Here is a 16,952-nt window from a genome sequence, read left to right on the forward strand (position 1 = left end):
TTTTTCGGGTTTTCATATACACTCCAGTTGAGATAATTATCTCTTAACTGGGTGTGTGAATCTATTGGAGCACGTCATATCGACCAAATATTCGAGCTGGCGTATTTAGAAGGCGGGCAAGTTACTTTGCATCAAGAGTCTTTCCCGTTAGGCGAATTACTGCATGATGTGGCCGCAAAGTTCGAACTAGACGCGAAACAAAAAAATATCGCCATTAAAGTTATTCCCGATCACTTTGAATACTACGTGTTTGCTGATATTGGTAAGCTTGAGCGCGTGCTTACGAACCTTATTGCCAATGCTATCCGCCATACCCCGGAAAATGGCAGCATAGACCTTGCTGTGGTGTTACATAACGATAAGCTTAGGGTAGATATTCGTGATACTGGCATTGGAATTAGCGATAAAGAAATAGCGTACATTTTTGATGCTAGGTATCAGGCCAGTAATACAGAAAAAGATACGTGTAGCCACGCAGGTTTAGGTTTGGCTATTTGCAAAAAGCTTATGGCGCTTTTAAATTCAGACTTACGGGTAGAGAGCCAGTTAGGGAAGGGCACGTGTTTTAGCTTTGAACTTACGTTAGCGAATAGTCATTAAAGTTAGGTTTATAGCGGTAGGTTGATTATAACGGTGCTTGGTATAAAGCTGCTTTGATTATAAAGGCACTTTGATTTTAAGCGGGCATAAGGCTACGCAGCAGCACGGAAGAATTTCGTCATCATCAATAAAGGCGAGAGGATCGGTAGTATATTCTACTTCGCCTTCAATCAGCTTAGTTCTACACGCACCACAAAAACCTTCACGGCAATGGTAGTGAATATTGATGTTAGCGGCTTCAAGGGCGGTAAGAAGCGTAGTATCAGGGGGGGAAGAAATACACCCCACATCAACAACGTCGATGCGGAGTGTTTTATCAGCTGTGCTCATTATTTTTTGGCGCTACTTCTCAGCGTTTTTATAGTGTGATTTGTTAACGCTAGCGCTTAAAATCAGCTTAGCGCTACAGTTCGAAATCAGCAAAATCGTCTTCACTCACCGCAGAGTCAATTTGACCTACCAAGTAAGAACTAATTTCAGACTCTTGTGGTGCTACCTGAACGTTGTCAGAGTTAAGGTAGTTATTCATCCACGGCAGAGGGTTACTGCTGATATCAAATGGTGCATCTAGGCCAATAGCCGTCATACGTTGATTCGCAATGTATTCAACGTAAGAACAAAGGATTTCTTTGTTAAGGCCAATCATAGAGCCGTTTTGGAATAGGTAATCAGCCCATTCTTTTTCTTGCTCAACGGCATTCATGAAGATAGCGCGTGCTTCTTCTTTGCAGTCTTCGGCAATTTGCGCCATTTCAGGGTCGTCTTTGCTTCGTGCCCACAAATTCAAAATATGTTGGGTAGAAGACAAATGTAGGTTTTCATCACGGGCAATCAGGCGGATAATTTTTGAATTACCTTCCATCAACTTGCGTTCCGCAAAGGCAAACGTACAGGCAAACGACACGTAGAAACGAATGGCTTCTAAAGCATTCACTGAGTTCATGCACAAGAAAAGCTTCTTCTTTAACTCGTACATGTTGATGGTATGTGGCACGCCATCAACTGTGTGCACACCTTCACCTTGTGTTTGCCATAACTGAGTGGCAAAAATAAGGTCGTCGTAGTACTTCGAAATATCGGCGGCACGGCGCTTAATTTCATCGTTAACCACAATGTCTTCAAAAATGTCGCTAGGATCTGAAAACAAGTTACGCAAAATGTGCGTGTAAGAGCGAGAGTGGATGGTTTCAAAGAAAGACCATGTTTCCACCCAGGTCTCAAGCTCAGGCAAGGAGATGATAGGTAGAAAGGCAATATTAGGGCTGCGGCCTTGAACCGAGTCTAATAGGGTTTGGTATTTCAAGTTTGAAATAAAGATGTGCTTTTCAGGGTCGGTTAATTTTTGAAAATCAACACGATCGCGAGATACATCTACTTCCTCAGGGCGCCAGAAAAAGCTAATTTGCTTTTCAATAAGCTTTTCGAAAATGGCATGCTTTTGTTGGTCGTAACGGGCTACATTCACCGGGTTACCGAAGAACATAGGTTCAACCAATGGGTTGGTACTTTGCTGATTAAACGTAGTATATTTCATGAGTGCCTAACTAAAAACTTAATGATAAACGCGTTTTATTATTTATGTTCTTGCTGCGATACCGATTTCGCAAAAGCGGGCGCGTGCTATATTTTGCACGCACCGCCTGCACAATCATCGTCTTCTTCTATAACCACTTCTTCTTGACGAGGTAACGGCTCATTGGCCTTAACATCTAATGCTGAAGCGTCTGTCGCACCATCGCGTGTGTTGTGGTAGTACAGGGTTTTTACGCCCAGTTTGTACGTTGTTAATAGGTCTTTCAGTAACAGCTTCATCGGAACCTTGTTACCGTCATAACGGCTAGGATCGTAGTTGGTGTTAGCAGAGATAGTTTGGTCGATAAACTTCTGCATAATACCTACTAGCTGCAAGTAACCATCGTTAGAAGGAATATCCCACAACAATTCGTACTGATCTCTTAAGCGTTCGTACTCTGGTACGACTTGCTTAAGTACGCCGTCTTTACTTGATTTAATACTAATAAAGCCACGTGGCGGCTCAACACCGTTTGTTGCGTTTGAAATTTGAGACGATGTCTCAGAAGGCATTAACGCAGACAAGGTAGAGTTACGTAATCCGTGAGTCTTGATTTCTTCACGAAGGGCATCCCAATCGTAATGAAGTGGCTCGTTACATACGCCATCAAGATCTTTCTTGTAGCTATCGATAGGCATAATGCCTTGCGAATAAGTCGTCTCGTTAAACTTAGGACACGCGCCTTTTTCTTTCGCTAGGTTGTTCGATGCTTTCAGTAGGTAATACTGCATAGCTTCAAACGTACGGTGAACTAGGCCGTTAGCGCTATGGTCTGAATACTTCACACCATTTTTAGCTAAGTAGTAAGCGAAGTTAATAACGCCCACACCTAAGGTTCTGCGACCCATAGTGGCATTATATGCCGCTGGTACGGGGTAGTCTTGGTAATCGAGTAGGTTATCAAGTGCACGTACTGCTAGGTCTGATAATTCTTCAAATTCGTCTAGTGACTTAATTGCCCCTAAGTTGAAGGCAGATAGCGTACAAAGGGCAATTTCACCTTCTTCGTCGTTAACGTGCTGCAAAGGCTTAGTAGGCAATGCAATTTCAAGACAAAGGTTACTTTGACGTACAGGTGCCACTTCAGGGTTGAACGGGCTGTGCGTGTTACAGTGGTCAACGTTTTGAAGGTAAATACGACCTGTGCTTGCACGCTCTTGCATGAACAAACTAAACAGCTCCATGGCTTTAATGCGCTTTTTACGAATGTTGTCGTCGTTTTCGTATTGCACATACAAACGCTCGAACTTTTCTTGATCAGCAAAGAACGCATCGTATAGGCCAGGTACGTCAGATGGGCTAAATAATGAAATATAGTCATCTTTCATCATGCGTTGATACATGAGTTTATTGAACTGAACGCCGTAGTCTAAGTGACGAACGCGGTTTTCTTCTACACCACGGTTGTTCTTAAGCACTAATAACGATTCAACTTCCATATGCCATAGTGGGTAGAACAAAGTAGCTGCGCCACCACGAACACCGCCTTGCGAACAGCTTTTAACGGCTGTTTGGAAGTACTTATAGAAAGGAATACAACCTGTGTGGAAAGCTTCTCCACCACGAATAGGGCTACCTAGTGCGCGAATACGGCCAGCATTCACACCGATACCTGCTCGCTGGCTTACGTATTTAACGATAGCGCTAGCGGTGGCGTTAATTGAATCAAGGCTATCGCCAGTTTCAATGAGTACACACGAGCTAAATTGACGAGTAGGGGTACGTACGCCAGACATAATTGGCGTAGGTAGTGATAACTTAAACGTAGAAGCGGCATCGTAGAAACGACGGATGTAGCTCATACGGGTATCTTTCGGGTAGTTAGCGAACAGACACGCTGCTACCAAGATATAAAGGAACTGGGCACTTTCGTAAATTTCACCGGTTACACGGTTTTGAACCAGGTACTTACCTTCAAGCTGCTTAACGGCGGCGTAGCTGAAGTTCATGTCGCGCCAATGATCGAGATAGGTATCCATCTCGGCAAATTCTTCAGCAGTATAATCTTCAATTAAATGCTTATCGTATTTGCCCATCTCAACCATGTTAGTGACATGGTCGAACAGTGCAGGGGGCTCGAACTGACCGTAGGCTTTCTTGCGAAGGTGGAAAATAGCAAGGCGAGCTGCCAAGTATTGGTAATCAGGCGCGTCGGTAGAAATTAAGTCTGCAGCTGATTTGATAAGGGTTTCATGGATTTCGCTGGTATTGATACCGTCGAAAAACTGAATTTGAGCTTTAATTTCAACTTGTGAAACTGAGACGTTTTCAAGTCCTTTTGCAGCCCATGTCACCACCTTATGAATTTTTTCTAAGTCGATGGATTCTTGCTCACCATTTCGCTTGGTGACGGATAAACTATTATTCATGTTACTCTGGCCGTTGTCTGTTAGCGCGCGAGGCGTGGGTATATCACCCTGTTATAATGTGTATTCTTTTTAAGTTAGTTGTTTCGCTGCGAAGTAATACATCTGCGTAAGACCATTTGCGCGAAATACACAACTAACCACGACCAACCCTAAACTTATTAGCGCATAAGTTTGAGAGATGCCGCTGAATGCTTTTCTTTAATAGTATGTTTTGTCTGATCATCCGAATAAACGCAGTAAAAGGATCGTTGTCGATCTCAATAATTTCCAAAAAATTCGCTTCGGGATCCCGCGTTGGATTAAACACAAGATAGTGAGGTTTGCCTCACAATGCAACCCAATATCTGGTGCTTAAACGACCACTTAAACTGGCACGGATTTTAGGTTAGTAGTGACTAACTTTTTAGCTTTCTACAAGCCTTAAATATACTGATTGCAAGTACTATTCGAAAAAATGATCGAGGCTTAAAATAATTTAACTTAATATCGTACTTAACACCTAAACACGATATGTGGTGTTGAAATTATCATCAAACCCCAATATGTAGTGCTAATTAATCTTGCGACACCGTATATAGTAGGTAGTTAACGTCTACATTGCGGTCAGAAAGATAAAAGCCCTGGGAAACCGGGTCCATATGTAAGCCGGTCATATCTCGTGGTAGCAAACCGGCATCATCTGTCATCTGCATAAGTTCAGAAGGTTTAATGAATCGAGAATGATCGTGAGTGCCTTTTGGCACCAGCTTTAATAAATACTCAGCGCCAACGATCCCCATCAAATAAGACTTTATATTTCGGTTTAATGTAGAGAAGAAAACATGGCCACCAGGCTTAACTAATTTAGCGCAAGCTCGCACTACCGAAGCAGGGTCGGGAACATGTTCAAGCATTTCCATACAAGTCACTACATCGAACTCGCCTGCATGACTGTCTGCGAAGGATTCAGCGGTAACACAGTGGTAGTCAACATTAATGCCCGACTCTAAACCGTGAAGCTTGGCAATTTCTAAAGACGCACTTGCCATATCGAGCCCAACAACTTCAGCACCGGCTTTCGCCATAGACTCAGCCAATATGCCGCCACCACAACCAATATCCACCACTTTCTTGTTAAACAAGCCATTGCTGTGTTGGTTAATAAAATCTAAACGAAGTGGGTTAATTAAATGTAGGGGTTTGAACTCACCTTCAGGATCCCACCACCGTGAGGCTAACTCTGAAAACTTATCAATTTCCTGCTCATCAACGTTTGTCATTTATATTTTTTCCTTTCTGCGCCTGCTTATTGTTTTGCACTAATTTATAACATCGATTTTTATATACCGATTTTGCAAAAGAACGCGCATGACTGATGCCGCTCGACAGATAGAAGCTATCTGCGATTAATTAAACACTACCTATATAAGAGCAATAACATAACGCAAAACCAGCGTTAAGGCATCGTTTTTGGCACTTGAATGCAGTTTCGAGTGCCTGCTTGAACGAAAAATAATCGCTTGTTAACGAGTACGTAAGGAAGGGCAATTAAGCGCTACATAAATGTGTCATCAAGTGTTACACTCGAAGCAAGATTATGAGCCCATAATAACAATGCAAATCTATCGTTTGCTTCTCTATATTGTGTAGATTGAGCTAGATAGATAATGCAGAACAAACCGAAAAAAAGGGATTAAGCAGTTTATGTCTGATAACGCTAACGAAATCCTCCCCGTTAATATTGAGGAAGAGTTAAAGAACTCCTATCTCGATTACGCGATGAGCGTTATTGTCGGGCGAGCATTGCCTGACGTGAGAGATGGTTTGAAGCCTGTACACCGCCGTGTGCTGTTCGCAATGAACGAACTGAAAAACGACTTCAACAAACCATACAAGAAATCTGCCCGTGTGGTAGGTGATGTAATTGGTAAGTATCACCCACATGGTGATTCTGCGGTATACGATACTATTGTACGTATGGCCCAGCCATTCTCACTTCGCTATATGTTGGTAGACGGCCAAGGTAACTTTGGTTCGGTAGATGGCGATTCAGCCGCTGCGATGCGTTACACCGAAATACGTATGGCAAAAATTGCCCACGAACTTCTTGCCGACCTCGATAAAGAAACCGTCGACTTCGTACCTAACTACGATGGCACTGAACACATTCCAGAAGTGTTACCTACTAAGGTTCCTAACTTACTGGTAAACGGTTCTTCTGGTATCGCGGTAGGTATGGCAACTAACATTCCGCCACATAACTTAACGGAAGTTATCAACGGCTGTATTGCCCTTATTAAAGACCCATCAATTACGATTGATGACTTAATGCTTCATATCCCTGGTCCTGATTTCCCAACTGCCGCTATGATCAGTGGTCGTAAAGGTATTGATGACGCTTACCGTACCGGTCGCGGCAAAATATACATGCGCGCCAAAGCGGAAATTGAAACGGAAGATAACGGTAAAGAAACCATTATCATTAATGAAATTCCGTACCAGGTTAACAAAGCTCGCCTTATTGAAAAAATTGCTGAGCTAGTTAAAGAAAAACGTATCGAAGGAATTTCTGCACTACGTGACGAGTCTGATAAAGACGGTATGCGTATTGTTGTTGAAGTAAAACGTAACGAATCAGCGGAAGTACTACTTAACCATTTATATGCCAATACGCAGTTACAAACGGTATTTGGTATTAACATGGTTGCGTTAGATAACGGCCAGCCTAAAGTCTTTAACTTAAAAGAGACCTTAGAAGCCTTTATTCTGCATCGCCGTGAAGTCGTTACCCGCAGAACGGTATTTGAACTACGTAAAGCTCGCGATCGTGCACACATCCTTGAAGGTTTAGCTATTGCGCTAGCCAACATCGACCCAATTATTGAGCTAATTAAAGCCTCACCTGGCCCTGCTGATGCGAAAAAAGCGTTAGTGGCACAAGGGTGGGATTTAGGCGATGTATCGCAAATGCTTGAGCGTGCTGGTGATGATGCTGCACGCCCAGATTGGTTAATGCCTGAGTTTGGTATTCGTGACGGACAATACTTCCTTACCGAACAACAAGCACAAGCTATTCTAGACCTTCGCTTGCACAGACTGACTGGTCTTGAGCACGAAAAAATTCTTGAAGAATATAAACAGCTTCTAGACGTTATCGCTGAACTACTTCACATCCTTAATAGCCCAGAGCGATTAATGGAAGTGATTGAAGAAGAGCTTGAGAAAATTCGTGACGAATTTGGTGACGCGCGCCGTACTGAAATTACTGCTGCTAGTCACGATATTGATATTGAAGACTTAATCGAACAAGAAGACGTTGTAGTTACCTTGTCTCGTGAAGGCTATGTGAAGTATCAAAAACTTAATGATTATGAATCTCAGCGTCGTGGTGGCCGTGGTAAATCCGCTACCAAGATGAAGAATGAAGATTTCATTGAGAAGCTACTCGTTGCGAATACTCATGACCACATACTTTGCTTCTCAACCCGTGGCCGTTTGTACTGGTTGAAAGTGTATCAATTGCCGTTAGCGAGCCGTAACGCGCGTGGTCGTCCAATTGTAAACATTCTTCCTTTAGAAGATAACGAGCGTATTACTGCAATTCTACCTATCAAAGAATTTGAAGAAGGTAAGTTTGTATTAATGGCGACGGCTAACGGTACGGTGAAGAAAACCGATTTAAGCCTTTATTCACGCCCACGTTCAAGCGGTATCATTGCTGTTAACTTGAACGAAGGTGATGAACTAATTGGTGTTGACATTACCCATGGTGATGACGACATTATGTTGTTCTCAGACGCGGGTAAAGTGGTTCGCTTTAACGAAAAACTGCGTGAAAGCGAAACAGGTAACGTTAAATTAGATGCTGAAACTGGCGAAGAACTATTAGCACTACGTCCAATGGGTCGTACCGCTACCGGTGTTCGTGGTATCAGATTACAAGACGACCAACGCGTTGTGTCCCTAATTGTACCTCGTGGTGATGGTCCTATCCTTACTGCCACAGAGAACGGTTTTGGTAAACGTACACCGCTTGAAGATTACCCAGCGAAGAGCCGTGCTACACAAGGTGTAGTATCGATTAAGGTTTCTGAGCGTAATGGTAAAGTGGTTGGCGCGGTTCAAGTTGATGAAGCCAATGAAATCATGCTTATTTCTGACCAAGGTACTTTAGTACGTACCCGCGTTGGTGAAGTATCAGTGGTAGGTCGAAATACCCAAGGTGTTCGCTTAATCCGTACTGTTGAGAATGAACACGTTGTTGGCTTACAACGTATAGAAGAAGTAGTAGAAGAATTGCTAGAGTTAGATGAAGATGGCAATCCAATCGCTATAGAAGAACCTATTGAGCAAGAAGAAAACGCTGCACAAGACGGCGACAGCTCAACGACAGAAGAGTAGGGTATTGCCCGCTTAATTTAAAAGCGGGCAGTTATCGGTGTTCTTTATTACAAGCGGCTTAGGCCGCTTGTTATTTTATAGGTGTTGAAAAACGCAATGAAAGAGGTTTTCAATTTTAGCGCTGGCCCGGCAAAGTTGCCTGAAGCCGTAATGCAAAAAGCACAAGCTGAATTTACTAACTGGCGCGACTCAGGTTGCTCGGTAATGGAAGTCAGTCACCGCGGAAAAGATTTCATCGAGATAGCAGCCAAAGCTGAACAAGATTTGCGCGAATTACTCTCGGTTCCTAAAAATTATCATGTTCTTTTCACCCATGGCGGTGGACGTGGTCAATTTGCAGCGGTTCCCCTTAATTTATCGTCTGCTTCAGACACCAGTCTTCACTTAGTCAGTGGGTCTTGGTCTGATGGTGCGGTGAGTGAAGCTGCGAAATACAATAATGCTGTAGTGGTAGGCGAGCTTTCTAAAAAAGAGGGTTTGCATTACATGCCGCAACCCTCACTGGCCAATGTAGATCAATCTGCAGCGTATTATCATTTCTGCCCGAATGAAACCGTTGACGGTATCGCCTACGATTGGTTACCAGAGTCTGGCGATGTACCGCTGGTTTCTGATATGTCTTCTACTATTTTGTCTCAGCCTGTTGATGTTGCTAAACACGGTCTTATTTACGCCGGTGCGCAGAAAAATATAGGCCCAAGTGGTTTGTCGGTAGTGATTGTTCGTGAAGACTTAGTGGGCAAAGCTCGTAAAGAAACACCGTCTATTTTCGACTACGCATTAGCCGCTAAAGCTGATTCTATGTATAACACGCCGCCCACGTTCTCGTGGTATTTGGCGGGGTTAGTGTTTGAGTGGCTCAAAGAGATGGGCGGCGTTGATGCTATGGCAAAACGCAACAGCGAAAAAGCATCATTGTTGTATTCTGCTATCGACAGCTCTGATTTTTATGCTAGCCAAGTACACCCAGACAATCGTTCTAAAATGAATGTGCCGTTTCAGTTGGCTAACCCAGAATTAGATGCGCTATTTTTACGCCAAGCACAAGATGCTGGTTTAATGGCATTAAAAGGTCACCGCTCTGTAGGCGGAATGCGTGCTAGCATTTATAACGCTATGCCCGTTGAAGGGGTGATGGCGTTAGTAGAATTTATGCGTGAATTTGAACGAGTAAACGGGTAGTCATGGAACAGTTAACATTAGAACCTATTAGCAAAGTATCAGGGGAAGTAAACGTTCCTGGGTCTAAAAGCCTGTCGAACCGAGCATTACTGCTTGCTGCATTAGCTGAAGGCGAAACCGAACTAACAAACTTGCTTGATAGTGAAGATATTGAGCATATGCTAAATGCGCTAACCAAACTTGGCGTTACTTATTCACTTAGTGAAGATAAAACTCGCTGTAAAGTAGTGGGTAACGGCGGGGCGTTTTCAGTTGCCGAGCCATTAGAACTTTTCTTAGGTAATGCAGGTACGGCAATGCGCCCACTATGCGCTGCACTCGCTGCAAGTAAGGTAGAAGTCGTACTTACCGGTGAGCCGCGCATGGAAGAGCGCCCTATAGGCGATTTGGTTGATGCATTACGCATGGGTAACGCGGAAATTGAATACCTTAAAAACGACGGTTTTCCTCCGCTACAAATTAAGGGTAAGACGTTATCCGGCGGTGAAATGGAAGTAGACGGTAGTGTGTCGAGTCAATTTTTGACTGCACTATTAATGTCTGCACCCTTGTTTACTGGTGACGTGACCATTCGTATTAAAGGCGAATTAGTGTCAAAACCGTATATCGATATTACCCTAGATACCATGGCGAAGTTTGGTGTTGAAGTAAACAACGATAACTATCAAACATTCACCATTAGTGCAGGGCAATCATATCGTTCGCCAGGTAAATTTATGGTGGAAGGTGATGCTTCATCGGCTTCTTACTTCCTTGCAGCCGGCGCCATTAAAGGCGGCACGGTACGCGTAACCGGAATTGGTAAAAATAGCATCCAAGGTGATATTCGCTTTGCCGATGTGCTTGAAGCCATGGGCGCTAAAATCACTTGGCATGATGAATATGTGGAAGTAACAGGGGCTCCACTTAAGGGTATAGACATGGATATGAACCATATTCCTGATGCGGCCATGACCATTGCCACTACTGCACTTTTTGCACAAGGGCCAACCAGTATTACTAACATCTACAACTGGCGAGTAAAAGAGACTGACCGTTTAAACGCCATGGCCACTGAGCTTAGAAAGTTGGGTGCAGAAGTAGAAGAAGGGCATGACTATATAAAAGTATGGCCAACGGATATGTTAAAGCATGCTGCCATTGATACCTATAACGATCATCGCATTGCCATGTGCTTTTCGCTAGTAGCACTCAGTGATACGCCGGTAACCATTAACGACCCAGGTTGTACCCGCAAAACCTTCCCTGATTACTTCACACGGTTTGCCACACTCTATTCTTAGTCTGAAAAAAGACCTTATTTCGTTCATAGCGTATTATTTTTAAAACGAAATTTAGCCTTATGTACAATGCCATCAACGCTCGATGGCATTGCTTATCTCTACTTAACGCGTATAATTGCGCGCGATTTTTACGTATTTTATAAATTCTGGAGCAGGTATGCATTCTACACCCGTAGTCACGGTTGACGGTCCCAGCGGTGCAGGTAAGGGAACGTTAAGTAGCTTACTCGCAAAGAAGCTTGGATGGCACTTTTTAGATAGCGGCGCGATTTATCGTGTTCTGGCTGTCGCAGCTCTACACCACGACTTACCGTGCGACGATGAAGAATGTGTTGTTCCGTTAGCAACGGGTCTTGATGTAAGTTTTGAAACTGACAAAGACACCACACGTGTCATTTTGGAAGGTGAAGACGTAACTGACGACATTCGTACTGAAGAAGTGGGTAGTGTTGCATCGAAGGTTGCCGCGTTACCTCGCGTTCGTGAAGCTTTGCTTCGACGTCAACGTGCTTTTCAACAAGATCCTGGCCTTGTCGCCGACGGTCGAGACATGGGTACAGTGGTTTTCCCCGACGCAAAAGTGAAGATATTTCTTACCGCTAGCGCCGAAGCCCGTGCTGAACGTCGCTATAGCCAGTTGAAAGCTAAAGGTATGGATGTTAATATTGCGCGCCTTTTAACCGATATCAAGGCCAGAGATGAGCGAGATACACAACGTTCAGTGGCGCCATTGGTACCGGCTCAAGATGCGGTAATTATAGACTCAACGGACTTGGATATAGACCAAGTCTTTGAAAAAGCGATGGATATCATCAATTCGCGCCTTTAAGTAAGGTGAGTTTTTAAGGTATTCAAAGCAGTGCTACCACAGGGAGTGGCGGCTTTTACTAATAACCCCACGTTATCCGGATTTGAAGCGTGGATATCAACTTAAAGTTAATTTAAACCTTATGACTGAAAATTTTGCACAACTTTTTGAAGAAAGCTTACAAGAACTAGAAACACGTCCAGGTTCAATTGTAAAAGGTACTGTAGTTTCTATCGACAAAGACATCGTTCTTGTTGATGCAGGCTTGAAATCAGAAAGTGCTATACCAGCTGACCAATTTAAAAACGCTGAAGGCGAGCTTGAAATCGCTATCGGTGACGAAGTAGATGTAGCTCTAGACGCAGTAGAAGATGGTTTCGGTGAAACAATCCTTTCTCGCGAAAAAGCGAAGCGTCACGAAGCGTGGGTTGAGCTGGAAAAAGCTTACGATGATAAAGTTACCATTAAAGGTATTATCAACGGTAAAGTTAAAGGCGGTTTCACTGTTGAAGTTAACACAGTGCGCGCTTTCCTTCCTGGTTCATTGGTTGATGTACGTCCAGTACGTGACACAACTCACCTTGAAGGCAAAGAGCTAGAATTTAAAGTTATCAAACTTGACGCTAAGCGTAACAACGTTGTTGTTTCACGTCGTGCCGTTATTGAAGCAGAAAGCAGCGCAGAGCGCGAATCTCTTCTTGCTAACCTTGAAGAAGGCCACGAAATCAAAGGTATCGTTAAGAACCTTACTGATTACGGAGCATTCGTTGACCTTGGTGGCGTAGACGGTCTACTACACATTACCGATATGGCTTGGAAGCGCGTTAAGCACCCAAGTGAAATCGTAAATGTTGGTGACGAAATCAACGTTAAAGTACTTAAGTTCGATAAAGAGAAGCAACGTGTTTCTCTTGGCATGAAGCAAATGGGCAACGATCCATGGCAAGAAATTGCTTCACGTTACCCAGAAGGTACTAAGATCTCTGGTCAGGTTACGAATCTTACCGATTACGGCTGCTTCGTTGAAATCGAAGACGGCGTTGAAGGTCTTGTACACGTTTCTGAAATGGATTGGACTAACAAGAACATCCACCCATCTAAGGTTGTTAACCTAGGTGACACAGTTGACGTTATGGTTCTTGAAATCGACGAAGAACGTCGTCGTATTTCTCTAGGCCTTAAACAGTGCATCGACAACCCTTGGGAAACTTTCGCTAAGTCACACGAAAAAGGTGACAAAGTGTCTGGTAAGATCAAGTCTATTACTGACTTCGGTATCTTCATCGGCCTTGACGGCGGCATCGACGGTCTAGTTCACCTTTCTGACATTAGCTGGAACAAGTCTGGTGAAGACGCTGTTCGTGACTATAAGAAAGGCGACGAAATCTCAGCTGTTGTTCTTCAAGTTGACCCTGAGCGTGAGCGTATCTCTCTTGGCGTTAAGCAAATCGAAGAAGACCCTTTCAACAAGTATCTGACAGATAACAAGAAAGGTGCTATCGTTGTAGGTACGGTTACTGAAGTTGACGCTAAAGGCGTTACAGTTAACCTTTCTGAAGAAGTTGATGGCTACATTCGCGTTGCAGATTTATCTGTTGACCGTATTGAAGACGCAACTGAAGCTGCTAACGTTGGCGACAGCATCGAAGCGAAATTTATGGGCGTTGACCGTAAAAACCGCACCGTTAACCTATCTGTGAAAGCAAAAGATCAGGCTGACGAAAAAGAAGCTATCGACAAGGTTAATCAGCAAGAAGATGCTGGTTTTGCTAGCGCAATGGCAGAAGCATTTAAAGCTGCTAAAGGCGAATAATAAGCTATATGTGGGAGTGTCTTGCACTCCCTTGTTCGCAGTAGCTGTTTAACGATAATATTGAAACGAGGTTAGTATGACCAAGTCTGAATTAATTGAACGGCTCGCGGATCAAGCGCGTCAAATTCCTGCAAAAGATCTTGAACTGGCAATTAAAGAACTTCTCGAACAGATGGCCCAGACCCTTCAAAAAGGCGACAGGATTGAAATTCGAGGCTTCGGCAGTTTTTCATTACATTACCGCGCTCCGCGCGTGGGACGTAACCCGAAAACTGGCGAAACAGTAGAGTTAGATGGCAAATATGTCCCTCACTTTAAGCCAGGAAAAGAGCTTCGAGAAAGAGTAGACGCCTCCATAGCTTAAATAAAAAAAACCGCACATGTTGCGGTTTTTTTATATCTATTAAAAAAAATTTGGTATATTCGTTACTTAAGTTTAAATTTATATCTGGATGCAGGTTTTATTTTCAAATCTGAATAGATTGTAGTTAATTAAATACGGTGCATGGTGTACCAATGTCGGCCGGCGAAGAACAACAAATCATAAAGCAGTATCAGCCGCTTATTCGTGCCTTAATTCCTTATGAGCAAGATAATCGCTTATTGGAAGGTATTAATAAATTTTCAAAGCGGCTCCCAGGCAATATCCGCAAAATCATTAAAGAGGAAGTCGTTAGGCTTACGTCTTTAACTGATGCATCTGCGGACAATTCTGCGTTCGCGAAATTCCCTGTCATGAAGTTTAAACATTTTGGCATCCCCATGCGTTTAGACAAAGTGGGCGCTAAAATCCTTCAAAATGAAACTGCCTTATATCAAGAACGATATACCGTAGGGGTGTTTGAATCGGTGATGAACTCCGATTTTTATCAAACACAAATTAAGCGCGATCAATTTAAAAAAATTGTTGAAGCATTTAATGTAGAAAGCCAGTCATTTACTGATATAGATTTTGGTGACGACATTGCTGTAAGACCCAACTTCACCGTGTCTTCCGTAGATTTTGAAAAGGGGAGGCATTGCACCGTAAGCTCCCTTTCTTTTACCGGTATTGCTGTTGAAACAAAACGACCGCCTAACGTTTCCACCGGGGATATTATTACCTTCGTTATACCCGAAGTAATGGGCTTAACCACCGAACCGACTGAAATTACCTACGAACTCGATGCCATTAAGTACAATAAGCACTTAGGTAAGTACGAGTCATTTTTTACGGTTTCATCAGAAACCGATCTTAGCCTGCTTAATAATTTGAAGCGCTACATTAAAGGCACGTCGTATAAACAGCCTTTGCAGCGAGACTTAGAAATTGAAAGGGCCATGCAAGACCTCGAACGCGACCGTATTTTAGAAAACAGCCCCTGGTTGCCAGTTTTTCTTTCTGCCCATCAAAAATCGCTTAAGCCAATTATTGCGCTATTTACTAAAGCGAATGTGGACAACAATAATTCAGAGAAGCTACTAGCGAGTCTGCAAGACAAAACGCATTTTGAAAATTTGGTCCAAGAATTACATAAGTACAATGAAGCTTTTATCTTCCATGGTGTGATTAAAACCAAAAGCGGTCAAATTACTATCACTGCAACCCATCGCCAACTTGTAGAACTTGGGCAACTCAATGCCATCGTTTATCTACTGGTTAAAAGTGGGGAGTTTACTTGCACGCAGTGCCGCTTAGAAGAGGTAAGCCGAGAAGATAAAGTAAAAGCATTCGCTATTCATGACATCCCTAGCAAAGAATTTGAACATCTTGCTGCGTTAAGCCATGTAATGTACTGCCGAGATATCTCTATGTACCTTACTAATTTAACCCTCAGCGAAAAGTGTGATTTTAAACCCTTATCGAAAACGCTGCGGGCTACGGGCGACAACTGGTCCATCGATTTCGTGATGGAAGATGATCTTGATAGGCGTTCTGAGACCCGCTATATCATCGATAAAGTCGCCATGATAAAAGTAGGGCTGCTATCTTCAATTAATGTACGTGTTGCCGATTTATCTGCCAGTGGTATGAAGTTAATGGTTGCCCCAGGCACTGAGCTGCAAAGCGATGTACGGGTATCGGTACCAGATCTTAAAATTAAAAATGAGAGGTATAAGGTTGTTCACTATGACGCTGCGTCAGGCGTTGTGCGCTTATGCTTAGAAGATGTGAAAAAATCTAAAGCTGGGGCAAATGTTGACGCCATGGTTGAAGAAAATACCGCGTATTTCAAAATAAGAGACATTGCGCGTATTCAACGCTCAACCCATCGATTCATTTGGGAACTAGCCGTACGCCATATGCCTTCGCTTTCTGTGCTTTGCGTCATGAACAGGCATATTCTGGATAGACTTAAAACCGTATATCAAAGCGATTCATCTGACGACTTGTACCCATTTTCTCGTACGGCAAATATTATTCCATTACATGGCTTTTTTGCTGATAAAGCGGTAGCTAAGCCTAAATCGATGATGCTTGAAGCCATGTTTAAAGGCGATGTTGAAAACAATCTAGTGGTGCATTGTGTACGTAAAAGCGACAATCGCTTGGTATACATAAAAGAAAGCGATTTTCTTTATTCTAAATTACGCACGCAAATTCAAAATCAGCTAGAAGAAGAAAAAGTGCAGGTGAGTGCCACTAATGTAACGGCTATACGCTGTTATGGCGCCACTACACCGCTGACAAAGAAGCGCTTAGCACAGCTGTCTAAACTTGATAAGGCAATGTACGATAAATTAGAAACCATGCAAGCTGGCTATACACACTGTATTTTTGTGACTAATATGTCTGCATTGCATCACGACTTGGTTATGGCCAAATTAATTGCAAAGCAAGAGCGCCCTTTATCAGAAGATGAAGCCACCGCCTAACGCTAAGTAAGCACAACTAAAACCTTGGGTTTTGGTGTTATCTCTTGCTGCATTTTGCTATTCTTTATTAATTACGTACAAGAAGGGT

General features: G+C 43.2%; 12 protein-coding genes. 8 read left to right on the forward strand and 4 right to left on the reverse strand.

What is annotated here, in order from left to right; genetic code table 11:
- The first annotated feature begins 51 nt into the window (after window positions 1-51).
- Entirely contained in the window at window positions 52-600 is a 549-nt protein-coding gene (locus J5X92_RS08235) for a HAMP domain-containing sensor histidine kinase (protein WP_348272388.1), read from the forward strand.
- A 57-nt stretch (window positions 601-657) separates the two neighbouring features.
- Here J5X92_RS08235 and yfaE read toward each other — a convergent pair whose 3' ends face one another.
- The 4 genes from yfaE to ubiG form a co-directional block, all read right to left on the reverse strand.
- Window positions 658-930: a class I ribonucleotide reductase maintenance protein YfaE gene (gene yfaE, locus J5X92_RS08240; RefSeq protein WP_013784176.1), complete on the reverse strand. Its 273-nt coding sequence runs from the start codon at window positions 928-930 to the stop codon at window positions 658-660.
- A gap of 73 nt (window positions 931-1,003) precedes the next feature.
- Window positions 1,004-2,134 carry a class Ia ribonucleoside-diphosphate reductase subunit beta gene (gene nrdB / locus J5X92_RS08245; RefSeq protein ID WP_208805379.1) on the reverse strand — a complete coding sequence of 377 codons (1,131 nt, stop codon included), beginning with the start codon at window positions 2,132-2,134 and terminating at the stop codon, window positions 1,004-1,006.
- Window positions 2,135-2,220: 86 nt separating this feature from the next.
- Window positions 2,221-4,542 carry a class 1a ribonucleoside-diphosphate reductase subunit alpha gene (gene nrdA / locus J5X92_RS08250; RefSeq protein ID WP_208805381.1) on the reverse strand — a complete coding sequence of 774 codons (2,322 nt, stop codon included), beginning with the start codon at window positions 4,540-4,542 and terminating at the stop codon, window positions 2,221-2,223.
- A 554-nt stretch (window positions 4,543-5,096) separates the two neighbouring features.
- Window positions 5,097-5,801: a bifunctional 2-polyprenyl-6-hydroxyphenol methylase/3-demethylubiquinol 3-O-methyltransferase UbiG gene (gene ubiG / locus J5X92_RS08255; protein WP_126873195.1), complete on the reverse strand. Its 705-nt coding sequence runs from the start codon at window positions 5,799-5,801 to the stop codon at window positions 5,097-5,099.
- 424 nt (window positions 5,802-6,225) lie between these two features.
- Between ubiG and gyrA the strand changes: the two genes are divergently transcribed.
- The 7 genes from gyrA to J5X92_RS08290 all read left to right on the forward strand — a co-directional run bounded on the left by gyrA (window position 6,226) and on the right by J5X92_RS08290 (window position 16,864).
- Window positions 6,226-8,922 (forward strand): DNA topoisomerase (ATP-hydrolyzing) subunit A, encoded by a 2,697-nt coding sequence (gene gyrA / locus J5X92_RS08260; RefSeq protein ID WP_208805383.1) that lies wholly within the window; start codon window positions 6,226-6,228, stop codon window positions 8,920-8,922.
- A 96-nt stretch (window positions 8,923-9,018) separates the two neighbouring features.
- Window positions 9,019-10,104 carry a 3-phosphoserine/phosphohydroxythreonine transaminase gene (serC, locus tag J5X92_RS08265; RefSeq protein ID WP_013784171.1) on the forward strand — a complete coding sequence of 362 codons (1,086 nt, stop codon included), beginning with the start codon at window positions 9,019-9,021 and terminating at the stop codon, window positions 10,102-10,104.
- 2 nt (window positions 10,105-10,106) lie between these two features.
- Window positions 10,107-11,387, forward strand: a complete 1,281-nt coding sequence (gene aroA, locus J5X92_RS08270) for a 3-phosphoshikimate 1-carboxyvinyltransferase (protein WP_013784170.1) — start codon at window positions 10,107-10,109, stop codon at window positions 11,385-11,387.
- Window positions 11,388-11,544: 157 nt separating this feature from the next.
- Window positions 11,545-12,216, forward strand: a complete 672-nt coding sequence (gene cmk, locus J5X92_RS08275; RefSeq protein ID WP_013784169.1) for a (d)CMP kinase — start codon at window positions 11,545-11,547, stop codon at window positions 12,214-12,216.
- 121 nt (window positions 12,217-12,337) lie between these two features.
- Window positions 12,338-14,008 (forward strand): 30S ribosomal protein S1, encoded by a 1,671-nt coding sequence (gene rpsA, locus J5X92_RS08280; RefSeq protein WP_013784168.1) that lies wholly within the window; start codon window positions 12,338-12,340, stop codon window positions 14,006-14,008.
- Window positions 14,009-14,084: 76 nt separating this feature from the next.
- Window positions 14,085-14,372 carry an integration host factor subunit beta gene (ihfB, locus tag J5X92_RS08285; RefSeq protein ID WP_013784167.1) on the forward strand — a complete coding sequence of 96 codons (288 nt, stop codon included), beginning with the start codon at window positions 14,085-14,087 and terminating at the stop codon, window positions 14,370-14,372.
- Between the two features lie 152 nt (window positions 14,373-14,524).
- Entirely contained in the window at window positions 14,525-16,864 is a 2,340-nt protein-coding gene (locus J5X92_RS08290; RefSeq protein ID WP_013784166.1) for a PilZ domain-containing protein, read from the forward strand.
- Window positions 16,865-16,952 lie beyond the last annotated feature (88 nt).

Origin of the sequence: Alteromonas sp. K632G, from assembly GCF_017653625.1 — a bacterium.
In the GTDB taxonomy this organism is placed as follows: domain Bacteria; phylum Pseudomonadota; class Gammaproteobacteria; order Enterobacterales; family Alteromonadaceae; genus Alteromonas; species Alteromonas naphthalenivorans.